We start from the raw sequence: 16,981 nt of genomic DNA, 5'->3' as shown, positions 1-16,981 counted from the left end.
GATTCGCCACGCTCGCCGTAGCCGCCTCGACCGGCGGCGCAAGGGTTAGGCTTAACCGCGATGTCACACCCCCGTCCCGGGTGTGACATGATCGGGGGGAGCCAGCCGCGGAAGGTCTGAAGACCGGAGCGGTTAGGGTCAAGGAGTGCTCGGCGACGAGGCCGAACAGCGATCTGTTCCACCGTCGCTCTTCGGCTGAACGGATCGCGTGCGAGACCGCCTCCGGTCTCATTCAGATATCCGATCCTGTTCTAGCGAGGAGATGGGCACGTGACCATCCGCGTTGGCGTCAACGGCTTCGGCCGCATTGGGCGCAACTTCTTCCGGGCGGTTCTCGCCTCCGGTGCCGACATCGAGATCGTCGCCTTCAACGACCTGGGCGACGCCGAGACCATCGGCAACCTGCTGAAGTACGACTCCATCCTGGGTCGCCTCCCGTACGAGGTCAAGGTCGGCGACGGCGAGATCACCGTCAACGGCAAGACCATCAAGGCGTTCGCCGAGCGCGACCCCGCCAACATCGCGTGGGACGAGGTGGGCGCCGAGGTCGTCATCGAGTCGACCGGCTTCTTCACCGACGGCACCAAGGCCGCCGCCCACCTGGGCGGCTCGGTCAAGAAGGTCATCATCTCCGCTCCGGCGAAGAACGAGGACCTGACCGTGGTCATGGGCGTCAACCACGACAAGTACGACGCCGAGAACCACCACATCATCTCGAACGCGTCCTGCACCACCAACTGCCTGGCCCCCATGGCCAAGGTCCTGAACGAGTCCGTGGGCATCGAGAAGGGTCTGATGACCACGATCCACGCCTACACCCAGGACCAGAACCTCCAGGACGGCCCGCACAAGGACCCGCGTCGCGCCCGCGCCGCGGCCCTGAACGTGGTGCCCACCACGACCGGCGCCGCCAAGGCCGTCGGCCTGGTGCTGCCCGAGCTCAACGGCAAGCTCGACGGCTACTCGCTGCGCGTCCCGATCGCGACCGGCTCGATCACCGACCTCACCTTCGAGGCTTCCAAGCCCACCACCAAGGACGAGGTCAACGCCGCGCTCAAGGCCGCCGCCGAGGGCCCGCTCAAGGGCATCCTGTACTACACCGAGGACCCGATCGTCTCCAAGGACATCGAGACCGACCCGCACTCGTGCATCATCGACGGCCTCCTGACCAAGGTCATCGACAACCAGGTCAAGGTCTTCGGCTGGTACGACAACGAGTGGGGCTTCTCGAACCGCCTCGTCGACCTCGTCAAGCTGGTCGGCTAGCAGTCCGATGAAGACGCTCGACGAACTCCTCCAGGAGGGCGTCAACGGTCGGCGCGTACTCGTACGCGCCGACCTCAACGTGCCTCTGGACGGGAAGACCATCACCGACGACGGCCGCATCCGCGCCGTCGCGCCCACGATCAAGGCGCTCGCCGAAGCCGGCGCCCGGGTCGTGGTCTGCTCGCACCTGGGCCGCCCGAAGGGCGCCCCGGACCCCGCCTTCTCGCTGGCCCCCGTGGCCAAGCGCCTCGGCGAGGTCCTCGGCCGCGAGGTCGCGTTCGCCGCCGACACGGTCGGCACCGACGCGGAGGCCAAGGCCGTCGCCCAGGGCGACGGCGACGTCCTCCTGCTGGAGAACCTGCGCTTCAACAAGGGCGAGACCAGCAAGGACGACACCGAGCGGGCCGAGTTCGCCGGCCAGCTCTCCGCCTTCGGCGACCTGTACGTGGACGACGCGTTCGGCGCGGTCCACCGCAAGCACGCCTCCGTGTACGACGTCGCGAAGCTCCTCCCGCACTACGCGGGCTGGCTCATCGCCAAAGAGGTCGAGGTCCTCTCGAAGCTCACCGGCAAGCCGGAGCAGCCGTACGTCGTCATCCTCGGCGGCGCGAAGGTCTCCGACAAGCTGGCGGTCATCGACAACCTGCTCGACAAGGTCGACACGCTCATCGTCGGCGGCGGCATGATGTTCACGTTCCTCGCGGCCCAGGGCTACGAGGTCGGTTCGTCGCTGCTGGAGAAGGACCAGATCGAGGTCTGCAAGAACTACCTGGAGCGCGCCGCCGAACTCGGCGTCGAACTGCTGCTGCCGGTCGACACGACCACGGCCGCCGAGTTCGCCGCCGACGCCGAGCCGCTCACGGTGGCCGTCGACGCGATCCCGGCCGAGCGCATGGGCCTCGACATCGGCCCCGAGTCCGCGAAGCTGTTCGCCGAGCGGATCGCCGGAGCGAAGACCGTGTTCTGGAACGGCCCCATGGGCGTCTTCGAGTTCCCCGACTACGCCGCGGGCACCCGCACGGTGGCGCAGGCGCTGGTGGACTCCGAGGCGTTCAGCGTGGTCGGCGGCGGCGACTCCGCCGCGGCGGTCCGCACCCTCGGCCTGCCCGAGGACGGCTTCGGCCACATCTCGACCGGCGGCGGCGCCTCCCTCGAATACCTTGAGGGCAAGACGCTCCCCGGCCTGGACGCACTGGAGAAGTGAACATGACTGAGACCCGCAAGCCGCTCATCGCCGGCAACTGGAAGATGAACCTCAACCACCTCGAAGCGATCGCACTGGTGCAGAAGCTGGCCTTCAGCCTCACCCGCGAGCAGCTCGAAGCGGTCGAGACCGTCGTCCTCCCGCCGTTCGTCGACATCCGCAGCGTGCAGACGCTGGTTGACGGCGACAAGCTGACCATCGGCTTCGGCGCGCAGGACCTTTCGGCGCACCCGTCCGGTGCGTACACCGGCGAGATCGCCGGCTCGATGCTCGCGAAGCTGGGCTGCTCGTACGTGGCCGTCGGCCACTCCGAGCGCCGCCAGTACCACGAGGAGGGCGACGAGCTCGTCGCCGCGAAGGTCCGCCAGGCGCTCAACAACGGCATCAGCCCGATCCTCTGCGTCGGCGAGGCCCTGGACGTCCGCGAGGCGGGGGACCACGTCCCGCACACGGTCAGCCAGCTCATCGCCGCCGTCGACGGGCTCACCGAGGAAGAGCTCGCCAAGGTCGTCGTCGCGTACGAGCCGGTCTGGGCCATCGGGACGGGCCGCACGGCCACGCCCGAGGACGCCCAGGAGGTCATCGGAGCCCTGCGCTCGGCCCTGGCCGAGAAGTTCGGCGCCGTGGCCGAGCGGGTCCGGATCCTCTACGGCGGTTCGGTGAAGTCCTCCAACGTCGCCCAGATCATGGGCAAGGCCGACATCGACGGCGCCCTCGTGGGCGGCGCTTCGCTGGACGCCGAGGAGTTCGCCAAGATCGTGCGCTTCCCGGAGCACGCGGGAGCGTAAGCAAGGTTTTCCCGCAGTGTTCGAGCTGAGCACCGCGGGAGGTTGACAGGGCCGCCGTACAACGACGTACGGCGGCTCCTTGCTTTCCGGTTGCTTGCTAGCAAGCAAGGCCGCTGGTCTTATCGATAAGACCAACCGCTAAACTCGTCGTGGCCCAAGCCCCAGACCGGGCCAGATTTGCTGAGAGGACACCCGATCACTGATGATGTCGGTTCTGAGTTGGGCCCTGCTGGTCATCCTGCTGCTTTCCAGCGCGATCCTGATCCTTATGGTGCTGCTGCACAAGGGTAAGGGCGGCGGCCTGTCTAGCATGTTCGGCGGCGGTATGTCCTCGGTGGCGGCGGGCTCCTCCGTTGCGGAGAAGAACCTGACCCGGATCACGATCGGCGTGGGAATCATCTGGTTCGCCTCGATCATCGCCTTCGGGCTGCTGCTGCGGACGATGGTCTAGCAGACCCACAGACTTCGACAGGAGGCCCCGACCGCACGCGGTCGGGGCCTCCTGCGCGTCTCGCTCAGCTCTCCAGTCGCACGACGACCTTGCCCGAGGTCGGGGCGCCGCTGCGCAGCAGCCCGAGGAACGCCTCCGGGACGCTCTCGATGCCCTCGAAGACCGATTCGCGGTGCGTCAGCCGCCCGTCGTGCAGCCAGCCGCCGACCTCCTCGCGGAACCGCGAGAGCAGGTCGTAGTGGTCGCTGACGATGAACCCGCGCGCGGTGGCGCGCTTCTTGGTCAGCTCGAACAGGTTCGTGATCCCGTACGGCTCGCGGCCGTCGTACTGGCTCGCCATGCCGCACAAGGCGATCCGGGCCCCGAGTCGCAGCCGTCCGAGCGCGGCCTCCAGCTGCGGGCCGCCGACGTTGTCGAAGACCGTGTCGAGGCCGTCGGGTGCGAGCCGCGACAGCTCCTCACCGGGATCTGCGGTGCGGTAGTCGAACGCGGCGTCGTAGCCGAGCTCGTCCACCAAGTGCGTGACCTTCTCCCCGGACGCACTGCCGATGACGCGCGCGGCTCCGCGGAGCCGCGCGATCTGCCCGGCGAGGCCGCCCACGGCCCCGGCCGCGCCGGTGACGAGCACCGTGTCGCCCTCGCGGACCGGCGCGATCTCGGTGGTGCCCAGCCAGGCGGTGAACCCGGTCGGTCCGAGGACGCCCAGGAACGCTTCAGGTGCGTACCCGTCGAGCGCGATCGGTGAGACGGCCGCGGCGTTGAGCACCGACACCTCGCGGAGGCCCGCGAAGTGCTCCACGACCTGGCCCGGCTCCAGTCCCTCCGCGCGGGATTCGGTCACGACGCCGACCGCGGCGCCGTCCAAGGGGCTGTTCAGTGCGAACGGCGGGATGTAGGAGGGCTTGTCGTCCATGCGCCCGCGCATGTACGGGTCCACCGACAGGCGGGTGTTGCGCACGACGACCTGCCCGGGTCCGGGTGCGGGGACGGGGGCTTCGACGAGGGCGAAGTCCTCGGCGGTCGCGGCCCCGTCGGGGCGGCGGGCCAGCTGCCATTGTCTTGCGGTCTGCATGGTCCTAGCCTCTCTCGCGGCGGGGCGTGAGGAACACTGCGATCACGGCGCCGACGGCTGCGGCTACTGCGATCACGATGAAGCCGTTGGTGAACCCGCGGAGCGAGTCGCCCGCGATGGCGGCGGCCGCGGCGCTGGAGACGATCGCGACGCCGAAGGAGGCGCCGAACTCGTGGAAGGTGCTCACCAGGCCCGAGGCGATTCCGGCCTCGTGCGGGGCGACCTGGCCGAGGGCGGTCGCCGAGGCGACCACGTACAGGGCCCCGGTGCCCGCGCCCGCGACGGCCACGCCGATCGTGGCCGCGACCGGGTCGAGCCACAGGGCGGGCACGGCCAGGCCGGCGGCCGCGACGAGCAGGCCCGCCACTGCGAGCGTGCGGGAGCCGAGCTTCGCGATCGTGCGTCCGGTCAGGTTGGCGCCCAGCATGGTCGCGAGGGCCACGGGGAGGAACTGGAGGCCGGTGCGCAGGGCGCCGTAGCCCAGGGCGTGCTGGAAGTAGAAGGTGCCCAGGAAGAACACAGCGATCATGAGGACCGTCGCCATGAGGATCAGGAACGTCCCGGTGGCGACGGGCCGCCGGAACAGCAGCGCCAGGTCCATCAGCGGCGCAGCGGACTTGCGCTGCCACAGCCCGAACAGCAGGTATCCGGCGACGGCCGCCAGGACCAGCCACCCGGTGGCGGGGGAGAGCCACCCGGCGTCCCCGGCGTTGATGAGCGCGTAGATCAGCGCGCCGGAGGACGCGGTGACCAGGAGCGCGCCGAGGACGTCGAGGCGTGCGCCGGTCGGAGCCGCGGTCTGCGCGGGGACCATGGCGGCCAAGGCGACCAGGATGACCAGGCCGATCGGCACGTTGACGAAGAAGACCCAGGGCCAGCCGGGACCGGCGGTGAGGACGCCGCCGAGGAGCAGGCCGAGGGCCGCACCGCCGCCGCCGAGCGCCGACCACACGCCGAGGGCCTTGTTCCGCTCGTCGCCCTCGAAGAGCCGCACCACCAGCGAGAGCGCCGCGGGGGACAGGAGCGCGGCGCCGATCCCCTGGGCCACACGGCCGCCCAGGAGCATCGCCGAAGAGTCCGCGAGGCCGGAGAGCAGCGATGCGGCGGTGAAGACCGCGAGCCCGGCGATGACGACGCGCTTGGCGCCGACGAGGTCGGCGAGCCTGCCGCCGAGGAGCATGAGGCCGCCGAACGCGAGCGTGTAGGCGCTGACGGTCCAGGTGAGGGCCTGGCGGCTCATGCCCAGGTCGGTGTCGATGTGCGGCAAGGCGATGGCGACGACGGTGACGTCGAGGATGAGCATGAGCTGCGCGATGCCGAGGAACGCGAGGATGCGCCATCGCGCCGGGTGGCGGCCCTCCTGCTCGGGGCGGATCTGCTCGGTGTCCATGACTGCCTCCAAACATTAAGTCGTATGGGGAAGTACGAGTTACAACCGGGAGCTTATCTCGTATATTCCCGTACGAGATAGGCTGTGGGCATGACGAGCACCCGCCCGCGCCGCAGGGCCGACGCCGAACGCAGTATCGCCCGCATCACCGCAGCCGCCCGCGACCTGCTCTCCCGCGACCCCGACGCGACCATCGACGCCATCGCCGAGGCCGCCGGTGTCGGGCGCATGACCCTCTACGGCCACTTCAAGACCCGCGCCGACCTCGTCGAAGCCGCACTCGTCGCGGTGCTCGAAGCGGGCGAGGCGACCCTCGCCGCAGTGGACCTCGGCGGCGACGCGCGCGAGGCCCTCAGCAGGCTCCTCGCCTCAAGCTGGGAACTCGTCGCCGAATCGGCGGCCCTGCTCGCGTCCGCCCAGGGCGTGCTCCCCGCCGGGCGCATCCGCGAACTCCACGGCGGCGCGGGCGACCGCGTCGCCGACCTCGTGCGCCGCGGCCGCGACCAGGGCGCCTTCCGGACCGACCTGCCCGTCGAGTGGCTCGTGAACGTCGTCCAGTACGTGCTCCACGGCGCCGCCGAAGAGCACCGCGCGGGACGCATCGCCACCGCCGACGCCGCCCGCATCGTCGACGCGACGGTCCAGTCGGTCCTGGCAGCGCCGTCGCACAACCCCCATACATGACATCTTGCCACTGTGTGCGTTACGTCATAGAATTGCTCAGGGCGGTGCCCCAGCCGCTCGGCCGGTGACTCCACGGCCACGCCCCCGGGGAGTCTCGGTCTTCCTCCCGTTGACGCTCCGATGCCGTGGCCGCGCCCGGCGTACATCCACAGTAGATCCCCTGTCTGTGAGGAGCGATCACACATATGTCCAACGGACACGCCATCCGCGGCACCCGCATCGGCGCCCTACCCGGCCTTCACACGGAGCGCGGCGAACCGGTGCCCCGGCAGAACATCAAGTACTGGTGCGCCAAAGGACACGAGACCGTACTGCAATTCGCACTGTATGTGGAAGTGCCGCAAGAATGGGACTGCACCTGCTGCGGCTGGCCCGCCGGCCCCGACCAGGACAATCCCCCGGAACAGCGAACCGTCAAGCCGTACAAGACCCATCTGAACTACGTACGCGAGCGCCGCAGCGAGGAAGAGGCCGAAGACCTCCTCGCCGAAGCGCTCGCCGCCAGGGCCGCCGCCCGCGGCCAACGCTCCCTCTTCTGAACAACCCCGCAATCGGCCGCCCGTCACTAGGTTGGGTGAACGGAGCACCGGCCGCGCACCGCTGACAGGGTCCCACCACCCCAGCGCGCCAGCGCCCCGCAAAGCGGCCGAACAGACCGAGGGCCCGGATCGTAGATCCTATTTCCTATAGGATGCACGATCCGGGCCCTTCAGCGTTGTTCGCTAGAACTCCAGGTGCTTCAAGTGCGCCGCGGCGTCCTTGTCGATCAGCCAGCGCGTGTGGCCCGCGGCCTGCACGCGGCCCGCCGGGAGCTCGCCCTTCGACAGGGCCTCGTCCACGGCCTCCGACTTGCCCGCACCCGAGGCGATGATCCACACCGCCGTAGCGGCGTTGATGGCCCCCAGCGTCAGCGAGACGCGCTCGGGCGGCGGCTTGGGGGAGTTGCGCACCCCCACGGCCGAGCCCTCGGCGTCGAGCGCCGGGTTGCCCGGGAACAGCGACGCGACGTGGCCGTCCTCGCCGATCCCCAAGAGCAGCAGGTCGAACGCGGGCAGGCCGGAACCGCCGGCGGCGGTCTCCAGCTCGGCCGCGTACAGCGCCGCCGCCTCCTCGGGCGTGTCCACCACGTCCGAAGCGGGCACCGGGTGGACCCGCTCGGGGTCGATCAGGAGCCGGTCCAGGAACGCCGCGCGCGCCTGGGTCTCGTTCCGCTCCGGGTCGCCGGACGGCAGGAACCGCTCGTCGCCCCACCAGAAGTCGACCTTCGACCAGTCCACGACCGAGCGGATCTCCGACTCCAGCACGTACTGGTACACGCGCGCCGCGATGCGGCCGCCGGTCAGCACGATCGAAGCCTCGCCCCGCTGCGCCTGCACATCGGCGAGCCGGTTGATGAGCCGCGACGCGACCGCCTCCGCGAGCACCTCGGCGTCCTCGTGGACGATCACCGCACCCGAGCGGCTCATGCCGCGTGCTCCGCCGCGTACTGCTCCTGGAACGTGTCCAGGACGTGCCGGTACGCGGTGTCGGGGTCGATGTGCCGCAGCTCCTCGGCGAGCAGCTGCCCGAGGGTCCGGCCCTGGAGCGTCTGGCGGCGCTTCGGCAGCCCCGCCTGGCGCAGGACCGTGGTCCCGTCGGACTTCCGCTCGACCTCCATCGTCTCGCCGCCGTCCATCGTGAACGCCACGGAGGCGATCGCGGGCAGGTGCTCGGAGTTGCGCTCGACCTCGGTGTCGACCACGTCGGGCGCCACGCCCAGGCGCGTGTGCAGCCACGCGGCCATGAGCTGCGCCGACGGGTCGCCGTCGTCCGCTTTGATGGTGATCTTCTCGACCGACTGCGTGACCCCGTCGAAGGCGCTGGCGATGAGCGAGCGCCACAGGCTGATGCGGGTCCAGCAGATGTCGGTGTCGCCCGCGACGTAGGACTCGGCGCGGCGGTACAGCGACCGCACCGGGTCGGCCGCGCGGGCCGAGTAGGTGATGCGGCGGTCGGCGAACGAGCGCAGCTCGTGCTCCAGGCCGTAGCGGACCGGGTCGAGCAGCCACCAGGTCACGACCGGCACGTCCGGTGCGAGCATGGGCAGCACGATCGCGGTCAGGTGCGCGGCGGCCGGGCCGTCGAGGCGCAGGATGATCGCCTCGGCTGAGCCGAGCCGCTCTCCTACGGTCACTTCGGCGTCGATGCGCGGCTCGGGGGCGTCCACGTCCCGGGGGATCGCGAGGATCAGCCGGTACGGGTGCTCCTGCGCGGCGAACGAGGCGGCCTTCTCGACCTCCTCGCGCTCGTCCTCGGTGGTCAGGGCGACCAGGTTGAGGGCCAGGCCGGAGGCGCCGCCGCCGGTCTCGTGGAGCTGCTTCTCCAGGGCCTTCATGATGTCGCCGGTGGTGGTGTCCTTCAGATGCATGTCGGGACTTCCCCTTCTAGGCCCGGCGCCAGCGGCGGCCGGACGACTGGAGCATCAGATCGGCCCCGGCGGGGCCCCACGTGCCGGACTCGTACGGCTCGGGCTTGGTCGACGCCCAGTACTCCTCCAGCGGGTCGATGACCGCCCAGGACGCGTCGACTTCCTGCGCGTCCGGGAACAGCGTCTTGTCGCCCAGGAGCACGTCCAGGATGAGCCGCTCGTACGCCTCGGGGCTGGACTCGGTGAACGTCTCGCCGTAGCCGAAGCCCATGGAGATGTCGCGCAGCTCCATGCCCGTGCCCGGGACCTTCGACCCGAACTTGACGGTGATGCCCTCGTCGGGCTGCACGCGGATCACGAGCTGGTTGTTGCCGAGCGTCTTGGTGTCGTAGTCGGCGAACGGCATGTGCGGGGCCTCCTTGAAGACCACCGCGATCTCCGTGACGCGCTTGGGGAGCCGCTTCCCGGTGCGCAGGTAGAACGGGACGCCGTTCCAGCGCCGGTTCTGGATGCCGAGCTGCACCGCCGCGTAGGTCTCCGTGGTGGAGGACTGCGGGATGTTCTCCTCGGACAGGTAGCCCTTGACGGGGCGGCCCTGCACCCAGCCATCGGTGTACTGCCCGCGGATGGCGGTGGACTCCAGGTCGTCGTGGAGCTTGATGGCCCGCAGGACCTTCAGCTTCTCGGTGCGGATCTCCTCGGCCTCGAACCCGTTGGGCTGCTCCATGGCCGCGATGGCGAGGAGCTGGAGGACGTGGTTCTGGAGGACGTCGCGGGCGGCGCCGTTGTCGTCGTAGAACCCGGCGCGGGAGCCGATGCCGACGTCCTCCGCCATGGTGATCTGCACGTGGTCGACGTAGTTGGAGTTCCAGATCGGCTCGAACATGGCGTTCGCGAAGCGCAGCGCGAAGATGTTCTGCACCGTCTCCTTGCCGAGGTAGTGGTCGATGCGGAACACGTCGTTCGCGGTGAACACGTCGTCGACGAGCTGGTTCAGCTCCTTCGCGGACTCGCGGTCCTCGCCGAAGGGCTTCTCGACGACGACGCGGCGCCAGCCGCCGCGGTCCTGGCGGTTGTCGGACATGCCGGTCCGCTTGAGCTGCTTGAGGACCGTCGGGAACGCGAGCGGCGGGATCGAGAAGTACATCGCGGCGTTGCCGACGATGCCGTGCGTGATGCGCAGCTCGTCGACGGTGGCGTCGAGCTTGTCGAACGCCTCGTCGTCGTCGAACGCGCCCTGCACGAACTTGAAGTTGCCGGACAGGCGCGCCCAGACCTCTTCGCGCCACGGGGTGCGCGCGTGGGACTTGGCGGCCTCGCGGGACATCTCCTCGAAGGTCTCGTCGCCCCAGTCGCGGCGGGCGAATCCGACGATCACGAACGACGCCGGGAGCAGGCCCCGGTTGGCGAGGTCGTAGATCGCCGGGATGAGCTTCTTCTTGGCGAGGTCGCCGGTGACGCCGAAGATCACCAGGGCGCAGGGCTCGGGGATGCGCGGCAGGCGCCGGTCGACCGGGTCGCGCAGCGGGTTGGCGAGGACGTCACCCATCTAGCTCAGCTCCCTGAGGGCGTGCACGAGCTGGTTGATCCCGCGCTTGCGGTCGGTCAGGTGCAGGCGCACGAGCGGGCGCTCGCGCGACTGGAGGGCCTGGCGGTCCCCGGCGGCCTGCGCGGCCTGGAGCCCGGCGAACGTGTAGTCGCGGCCCGGGATGAGCAGGTCCTCGCCGACCTCGCCGGTCAGCTGGAGGAACACGCCGGTCTGGCGCCCGCCCTTGTGGAACTGACCGGTGGAGTGCAGGAACCGCGGTCCCCAGCCCCACGTGACCGGGGCGCCGGTGCGCTCGGCGAGGCCCGCGCGGAGCTTCGCGACCTCGGCGTCGTCGATCCGGTCGAGGTACGCGAGCACCGCGATGTAGGCGTCCTCGCGGTCGGCGTTGGTGAGCAGTTCACCGAGCGCGCCCGCGACGGTCTCGGCGTGCGAGCCGTAGATCTCCACCGCGCCGTCCACGGCGTGCGGGCGCTCCTCGGGGAGGCCGTCGGCGAGGATGCGGTTGGTGTTCTCCTTGGACTCGGTCACGTTCGGCTGGTTGAACGGGTCGATCCCGATCAGGTAGCCGGCGTACGCGGTCGCGAGCTCCCACGCGAGGAACTGCGCGCCGAGCGGGCCGTTGACGACCACGTCGGGCATCGCCAGCTGCGAGCCCGCGGCGGGCAGGCCCGTCGAGGAGCCGCCGACGGTGGCGTACACGCGGTCGGCGCCGCGGGCGCCGGGTGCGGCCGGTCCTTCGAGGACGACCGGGAGCGTGCCCTTGCCGTCCTTGCCGAGGGACTCGGCGATGAGCTGCTCGGCCCAGTCGCCCAGGCCCACGACACCCGTGCCGTCGTCGGCGATGGTGATGGTCTGCTTGGCCGCGATGACCGCGCCGAGGACGAGGGCCGGGTTGTCGCCGTCGCTCTCGATCGTGGCCGCGAAGGCTTCGGCCTGCTCGATGAGCTCGGCGATGTCGGCGCCCGCGAGTGCGGTCGGGACGAGCCCGAACGCGGTCAGCGCCGAGTACCGGCCGCCGACGTTCGCGTCGGCGAGGAACAGGTGCGAGCCCTGCTCGGTCGCGAGCTTCTCCAGCGCGGACCCGGGGTCGGTGACGAACACGAACCGGCCGGTCGAGTCCTCGATGCCGACGCCCTTGAACGCGGCCTCGAAGGCGCGGCGCTGGGAGTCGGTCTCCACGGTGGACCCGGACTTGGAGGACACCACGACGGCGGTGCGCCGCAGGGACGCCTCGCCGAGCTCGGCCACGATCTGGCCGGGGTCGGTGGTGTCGAGGATGCTGATGCCCAGGTCGAGGGTGCGGGAGATGACCTCGGGGGCGAGCGAGGAGCCGCCCATGCCCGCGAGGGCGATGTGGTCGATGCCCTGCTCGGCGAGGTCGGCGCGGAGCTTCGCGAGCGGTGCGACGAGCTCCTTCGACTTGACGAACGTGTCGATCCAGCCGAGCCGGATCGCCGCCTCCTCTTCGGCCTCGGGGCCCCACAGGGTCGCGTCCTTGGCGGCGAGCCGGGCGGGGACGCCCTCGGTCTTGAGCCGGTCGATGCCGGCGTTCACGTCAACGCCGGTGGTGACCGCCAGGCCCCCTGCGGCTTCCATCTTGCCCATCGGGTCGCTCACTTCTGTTCTCCGCTCACGCTGAGCTTGGACTCGATCTGTTCCAAAAGTTGGTTCCAGGAGACGATGAACTTCTCGACGCCCTCGTCCTCCAGGACCTTCACGACGTCGGCGTAGTCGATGCCGACGCGTTCGAGCTGGAGCATCACCGTGGCCGCGTCCGCGTAGTAGGGGCGGATCGTGTCGGCCTCGACCTCGCCGTGGTCGGCGAAGTCGTGGATGGTGCCCTCGGGCATGGTGTTGACCGTGCCGGGCGCGATGAGGTCCTCGACGTACATGACGTCGCGGTAGTCGGGGTTCTTCACCGAGGTGGACGCCCACAGCGGGCGCTGCGGGACGGCCCCGGCGGCCGCGAGGGCCTCCCAGCGCGGGGATGCGAACGCGTTCTCGAACTCCTGGTAGGCGAGGCGCGCGTTGGCGACGGCGGCCTTGCCCTTGAGGGCCTTGGCCTCGTCGGTGCCGACCGCGTCGAGGCGCTTGTCGATCTCGGAGTCCACGCGGGACACGAAGAACGAGGCGACCGAGCGGATCTGCGACAGGTCGTGCCCGGCGGCCTTGGCGCCCTCCAGGCCCGCCATGTACGCGTCCATGACGCCGCGGTAGCGGGCCAGGGAGAAGATGAGCGTCACGTTGACGCTGATCCCGGCGCTGATCGCGGCGGTGATGGCGGGGAGCCCGGCCTCGGTGGCCGGGATCTTGATCATGGTGTTGGGCCGGTCCACGGCCCACCACAGGGCCTTGGCCTCCGCGATGGTCGCCTTCGTGTCGCCGGCGAGCCGCGGGTCGACCTCGATCGAGACGCGGCCGTCCTGGTGCCCGGTCTGCTCGAAGACCGGGGCCAGGACGTCCGCGGCCCAGCGGATGTCGTAGGTGGTGATGGCGCGAGCGGCTTCCTCGACGCTCACCTTGCGGACCGCCAGGTCGGCGATCTGCTCGTCGTAGCCGCTGCCCTTGGTGATGGCGGCGGCGAAGATTGACGGGTTCGACGTGACGCCCGAGACGGCCGCCCCGGCGATGAGGTCCTTCAGGCCGCCCGTCTCCAGGCGGTCCCGCGAGATGTCGTCGAGCCAGACCGACACCCCTGCGGCCGACAGGCCCGCGAGGTTCTCGTTCACGCTCATCGGTTCCTCCAGCTTTCCAGCTAGTTCTACTTGATCCGCTTAGTTCAGTTGTATTACTGCTGTGCCTTCTTGATGGAGGAGCGGGCCGCGTCCGCCACGGCGGCGGCGGTGATCCCGAACTCCTCGTACAACTTCTCGAACGGCGCGGAGGCACCGAAGTGTTCCAGGGAGACGCTGACTCCCGCGTCACCCACGAGGCCCCGCCACGACAGGGCGATGCCCGCCTCGACGGAGACGCGGGCCTTGACGGCCTTGGGCAGCACCGACTCCTTGTAGTCCTCGTCCTGCTCCTCGAACCACTCGATGGACGGGACGGAGACCACGCGGGCCTTGACGCCCTCGCCCGCGAGGGCCTCGGCGGCCTGGACCGCGAGCTGGACCTCGGAGCCGGAGCCGAGCAGGATCACGTCGGGGGTGCCGTCGGTGTCGAGCAGCGTGTACGCGCCCTTCGCGGCGCCCTCGGCCGAGGCGAACTTCGTGCGGTCCCACACGGGGATGTTCTGGCGGGTCAGCGCCAGCGCGGTCGGGTGCTCGGCCTTCTTGAGCAGGGTCTTCCAGACCACGGCGGTCTCGTTCGCGTCGCCGGGGCGGACGACGTCCAGGCCCGGGATCGCGCGCAGGGCCGCGAGGTGCTCGACGGGCTGGTGGGTCGGGCCGTCCTCGCCGAGGCCGATCGAGTCGTGCGTCCACACGTACACGACCGGGGTCTTCATGAGGGCCGCCAGGCGCACCGCGCCGCGCATGTAGTCGGAGAACACGAGGAACGTGCCGCCGTACGGGCGGGTCGGGCCGTGGAGCTTGATGCCGTTGAGGATCGTGCCCATCGCGAACTCGCGGATGCCGAAGTGGAGGGTCCGGCCGTACGGGTTGCCCGGGTACGCCTTGGTCTGGCGGCTCAGCGGCAGGAACGACGGTTCGCCGTCCATGGTGGTGTTGTTGGAGCCCGCGAGGTCGGCCGAGCCGCCCCACAGCTCGGGCAGGACCGGCGCGAGCGCGGAGAGGACCTTGCCGGACGCGGAGCGGGTGGCGACGCCCTTCTCGGACGCCTCGAACTCGGGGAACGCGTCCTCGAAGCCCTCGGGGAACTCGCCCGCCCAGAGGCGGTCGTGGAGGCGCTTGCGCTCGGGGTTCGCGGCGGCCCAGTTGTTGAAGTCGGTGCGCCAGCCCGAGTGGTCCTCGCGTCCGCGGGCGACGGCCTCGCGGGTGTGGGCCAGGACCTCGTCGGCGACGTAGAAGGACTCGTCGGCGGGGAAGCCGAGGATCTCCTTGGTCGCGGCGATCTCCTCGGCGCCCAGCGCGGAGCCGTGCGCGGCGTAGGAGTTCTGCTTCTTCGGGGCGGGCCAGCCGATGATGGTCTTCAGGCGGATGAAGGACGGCTTGTCCTTGACGGCCTTGGCCTTCTCGATGGCCTCGAAGAGGGCCTTCGGGTCCTCCTTGTACTCGTCGCCGTCGCGCCAGTCGACGTGCTGCACGTGCCAGCCGTACGCCTCGTAGCGCTTGGCGACGTCCTCGCCGAGGGCGATGCGGGTGTCGTCCTCGATGGAGATCTCGTTGTCGTCGTAGATGACGACCAGGTTGCCCAGCTCCTGCACACCGGCGATCGAGGAGGCCTCGTGCGTGACGCCCTCCTCGATGTCGCCGTCGGAGGCGATGACGTACACGAAGTGGTCGAACAGGCTCTCGCCCTGCTCGGGCTCGGGGTCGAACAGGCCGCGCTCGCGGCGGGCCGCCATCGCCATGCCGACCGCGGTGGCCAGGCCCTGGCCGAGCGGACCGGTGGTGGTCTCGACGCCCGCGGTGTGGCCCACCTCGGGGTGGCCGGGGGTGAGGGATCCCCACTGGCGCAGGCTCTTCAGGTCGTCCAGTTCCAGGCCGTACCCGGCGAGGTACAACTGCACGTACAGCGTCAGGCTGGAGTGGCCGCAGGAGAGCACGAACCGGTCGCGGCCCTCCCAGTGCGGGTCGCTCGGGTCGTGGCGCATGACCTTCTGGAACAGCGTGTGCGCCACGGGGGCGAGGCTCATCGCGGTGCCGGGGTGGCCGTTGCCGGCCTTCTGGACGGCGTCGGCGGCGAGGAGCCGAGCGGTGTCGACCGCTTTCCGATCGAGTTCGGTCCACTCGAACTGTGCCACTGCGATACTCCTTGGTACTCGTCGTATTTGGGCCTTTGACGTGTGCCTTCTGACCCTACCTACACAGGCTGAACTTTATGCGCACTCTCTCGGGAGGCGGAATTCCGCTCGTTGTGAACCCGCCCACGAGCAGTGCTCGTGTAGGAAAGCGCCTGCTAGAGGCCGGTGACCCGCGGCCCGGTCACCACCTCACCGCCCGTATGGTGGGCCGTGATGAACCAGGACCCGACCCAGGCCGTCGCCGACACCCCCCGGCCCGCCCGCAAGCGCATCGAAGTGCCCGATCCCGCTGCCGCCGAAGCGGCCCGGCCGGGCTGGAAGACGATCGTCGGCGCATACGTCTCGCTGACGAAGCCCCGCATCGTGGAGCTGCTCCTCATCACCACCATCCCCGCGATGCTCGTCGCGGCCCGGATGGAGTTCGACGCGCTCCCGTCGCTGACCGCCGTCCTCGCGACCCTCATCGGCGGCGCGCTCGCCGCCGGGTCCGCGAACGCGATCAACTGCTACATCGACCGCGACATCGACCAGCTCATGGCCCGCACCTCGCGCCGCCCCCTCGCCAAGCACCAGATCGAGCCGCGCAACGCGCTCATCTTCGGGCTCGTCATCGGCGCGGTCGCGGTCCTCGGCATGGGCCTGCTCGTCAACTGGCTCGCGGCCCTGCTCACGTTCGGTGCGATCGTCTACTACGACGTCGTCTACACGATCTGGCTCAAGCGCACCACCCCGTACAACACGGTCTGGGGCGGCGCCTGCGGCGCGGCCCCGGTGCTCATCGGCTGGGCCGCGGTCACCGGGCACATGTCCTGGATGGCCTGGGTCCTGTTCGCGGTCGTCTTCCTCTGGCAGCCGCCGCACTTCTACGTCCTCGCCATGAAGTTCAAGGACGACTACGCCGCCGCGGGCATCCCGATGCTCCCCGTCGTCGCCCCCGCCCGCCGCGTCGCCATCGAGTCCGTCGTCTACGGCTGGGCGATGCTCCTCGTCTCCCTCGTCGCCGTCCCCCTCGGCGCCACCTGGCTCTACGGCGCCGTCGCCCTCATCGCGGGCGGCCTCTTCGTCTGGGAGTGCCACAAACTCCTCGGCCGCGTCAACCGCGGCGAGGACCCCAAGCCCATGCGCCTCTTCCACTGGTCCACCAGCTACCTGACGCTGCTGTTCCTCGCGCTGGCCATCGACTCCTTCCTCATGTAGGACAAGCGAACGCAAGTGGGGCGGGGCGGGACCAGGCATAAGCCCCCCCCCCCCACAAAGAGCTCGTATAGGGGTGGGTGTTTATGCAGCCGGGCGGAGAGCAAAA

15 protein-coding genes are annotated in these 16,981 nt (G+C 70.0%); 7 read left to right on the top strand and 8 right to left on the bottom strand.

Features of this window, described 5'->3' with window-relative positions; translation table 11 throughout:
* Positions 1 to 270: 270 nt before the first annotated feature.
* From gap to secG, 4 genes are all read left to right on the top strand, one after another.
* Positions 271 to 1,266 (top strand): type I glyceraldehyde-3-phosphate dehydrogenase, encoded by a 996-nt coding sequence (gene gap, locus AB0A65_RS24500; protein WP_359954800.1) that lies wholly within the window; start codon positions 271 to 273, stop codon positions 1,264 to 1,266.
* A gap of 7 nt (positions 1,267 to 1,273) precedes the next feature.
* Complete coding sequence (locus AB0A65_RS24495; RefSeq protein WP_359954798.1) at positions 1,274 to 2,470, top strand: phosphoglycerate kinase; 1,197 nt, start codon at positions 1,274 to 1,276, stop codon at positions 2,468 to 2,470.
* A gap of 2 nt (positions 2,471 to 2,472) precedes the next feature.
* Complete coding sequence (gene tpiA / locus AB0A65_RS24490; RefSeq protein ID WP_359954796.1) at positions 2,473 to 3,258, top strand: triose-phosphate isomerase; 786 nt, start codon at positions 2,473 to 2,475, stop codon at positions 3,256 to 3,258.
* 202 nt (positions 3,259 to 3,460) lie between these two features.
* Positions 3,461 to 3,709 carry a preprotein translocase subunit SecG gene (secG, locus tag AB0A65_RS24485; protein WP_359954794.1) on the top strand — a complete coding sequence of 83 codons (249 nt, stop codon included), beginning with the start codon at positions 3,461 to 3,463 and terminating at the stop codon, positions 3,707 to 3,709.
* A 64-nt stretch (positions 3,710 to 3,773) separates the two neighbouring features.
* Here secG and AB0A65_RS24480 read toward each other — a convergent pair whose 3' ends face one another.
* Both AB0A65_RS24480 and AB0A65_RS24475 read right to left on the bottom strand, forming a co-directional pair.
* Complete coding sequence (locus AB0A65_RS24480; protein WP_359954792.1) at positions 3,774 to 4,781, bottom strand: NADP-dependent oxidoreductase; 1,008 nt, start codon at positions 4,779 to 4,781, stop codon at positions 3,774 to 3,776.
* Positions 4,782 to 4,785: 4 nt separating this feature from the next.
* Entirely contained in the window at positions 4,786 to 6,171 is a 1,386-nt protein-coding gene (locus AB0A65_RS24475) for an MFS transporter (RefSeq protein WP_359954790.1), read from the bottom strand.
* 90 nt (positions 6,172 to 6,261) lie between these two features.
* On the opposite strand from AB0A65_RS24475, the gene AB0A65_RS24470 reads away from it, so the two are divergent.
* Together AB0A65_RS24470 and AB0A65_RS24465 are read left to right on the top strand one after the other, a co-directional pair.
* Complete coding sequence (locus AB0A65_RS24470; RefSeq protein WP_359954788.1) at positions 6,262 to 6,855, top strand: TetR/AcrR family transcriptional regulator; 594 nt, start codon at positions 6,262 to 6,264, stop codon at positions 6,853 to 6,855.
* Between the two features lie 185 nt (positions 6,856 to 7,040).
* Positions 7,041 to 7,394, top strand: coding sequence for an RNA polymerase-binding protein RbpA (locus tag AB0A65_RS24465; RefSeq protein WP_359954786.1), 354 nt, complete (start codon positions 7,041 to 7,043; stop codon positions 7,392 to 7,394).
* 183 nt (positions 7,395 to 7,577) lie between these two features.
* On the opposite strand, the gene pgl is transcribed toward AB0A65_RS24465, so the two are convergent.
* Genes pgl through tkt form a run of 6 tightly spaced genes read right to left on the bottom strand, consistent with a single transcriptional unit; the run spans position 7,578 to position 15,678 of the window.
* A complete protein-coding gene (gene pgl / locus AB0A65_RS24460; protein WP_359954784.1) occupies positions 7,578 to 8,321 on the bottom strand; it encodes a 6-phosphogluconolactonase in 744 nt (247 codons plus the stop codon).
* Entirely contained in the window at positions 8,318 to 9,262 is a 945-nt protein-coding gene (locus AB0A65_RS24455) for a glucose-6-phosphate dehydrogenase assembly protein OpcA (RefSeq protein ID WP_359954782.1), read from the bottom strand. The genes pgl and AB0A65_RS24455 overlap by 4 nt, the downstream gene beginning before the upstream one ends.
* Positions 9,263 to 9,278: 16 nt before the next feature.
* A complete protein-coding gene (gene zwf, locus AB0A65_RS24450) occupies positions 9,279 to 10,811 on the bottom strand; it encodes a glucose-6-phosphate dehydrogenase (RefSeq protein WP_359954781.1) in 1,533 nt (510 codons plus the stop codon).
* Complete coding sequence (locus AB0A65_RS24445; RefSeq protein WP_359954779.1) at positions 10,812 to 12,428, bottom strand: glucose-6-phosphate isomerase; 1,617 nt, start codon at positions 12,426 to 12,428, stop codon at positions 10,812 to 10,814.
* Positions 12,425 to 13,546 (bottom strand): transaldolase, encoded by a 1,122-nt coding sequence (gene tal, locus AB0A65_RS24440; protein WP_359954777.1) that lies wholly within the window; start codon positions 13,544 to 13,546, stop codon positions 12,425 to 12,427. The genes AB0A65_RS24445 and tal overlap by 4 nt, the downstream gene beginning before the upstream one ends.
* Before the next feature lie 53 nt (positions 13,547 to 13,599).
* Entirely contained in the window at positions 13,600 to 15,678 is a 2,079-nt protein-coding gene (gene tkt / locus AB0A65_RS24435) for a transketolase (protein ID WP_359954775.1), read from the bottom strand.
* Positions 15,679 to 15,891: 213 nt separating this feature from the next.
* Here tkt and AB0A65_RS24430 point away from each other — a divergent pair, with 213 nt between their 5' ends.
* Positions 15,892 to 16,875 carry a heme o synthase gene (locus AB0A65_RS24430; RefSeq protein WP_359954773.1) on the top strand — a complete coding sequence of 328 codons (984 nt, stop codon included), beginning with the start codon at positions 15,892 to 15,894 and terminating at the stop codon, positions 16,873 to 16,875.
* Positions 16,876 to 16,981: the final 106 nt, after the last annotated feature.

It is taken from the genome of Glycomyces sp. NPDC047010, assembly GCF_040644205.1.
Taxonomy (GTDB): Bacteria; Actinomycetota; Actinomycetes; order Mycobacteriales; family Micromonosporaceae; genus Glycomyces.
Note: the sequence above shows the minus strand (reverse complement) of the source record. Positions and strands in the feature narration are given on the sequence as shown.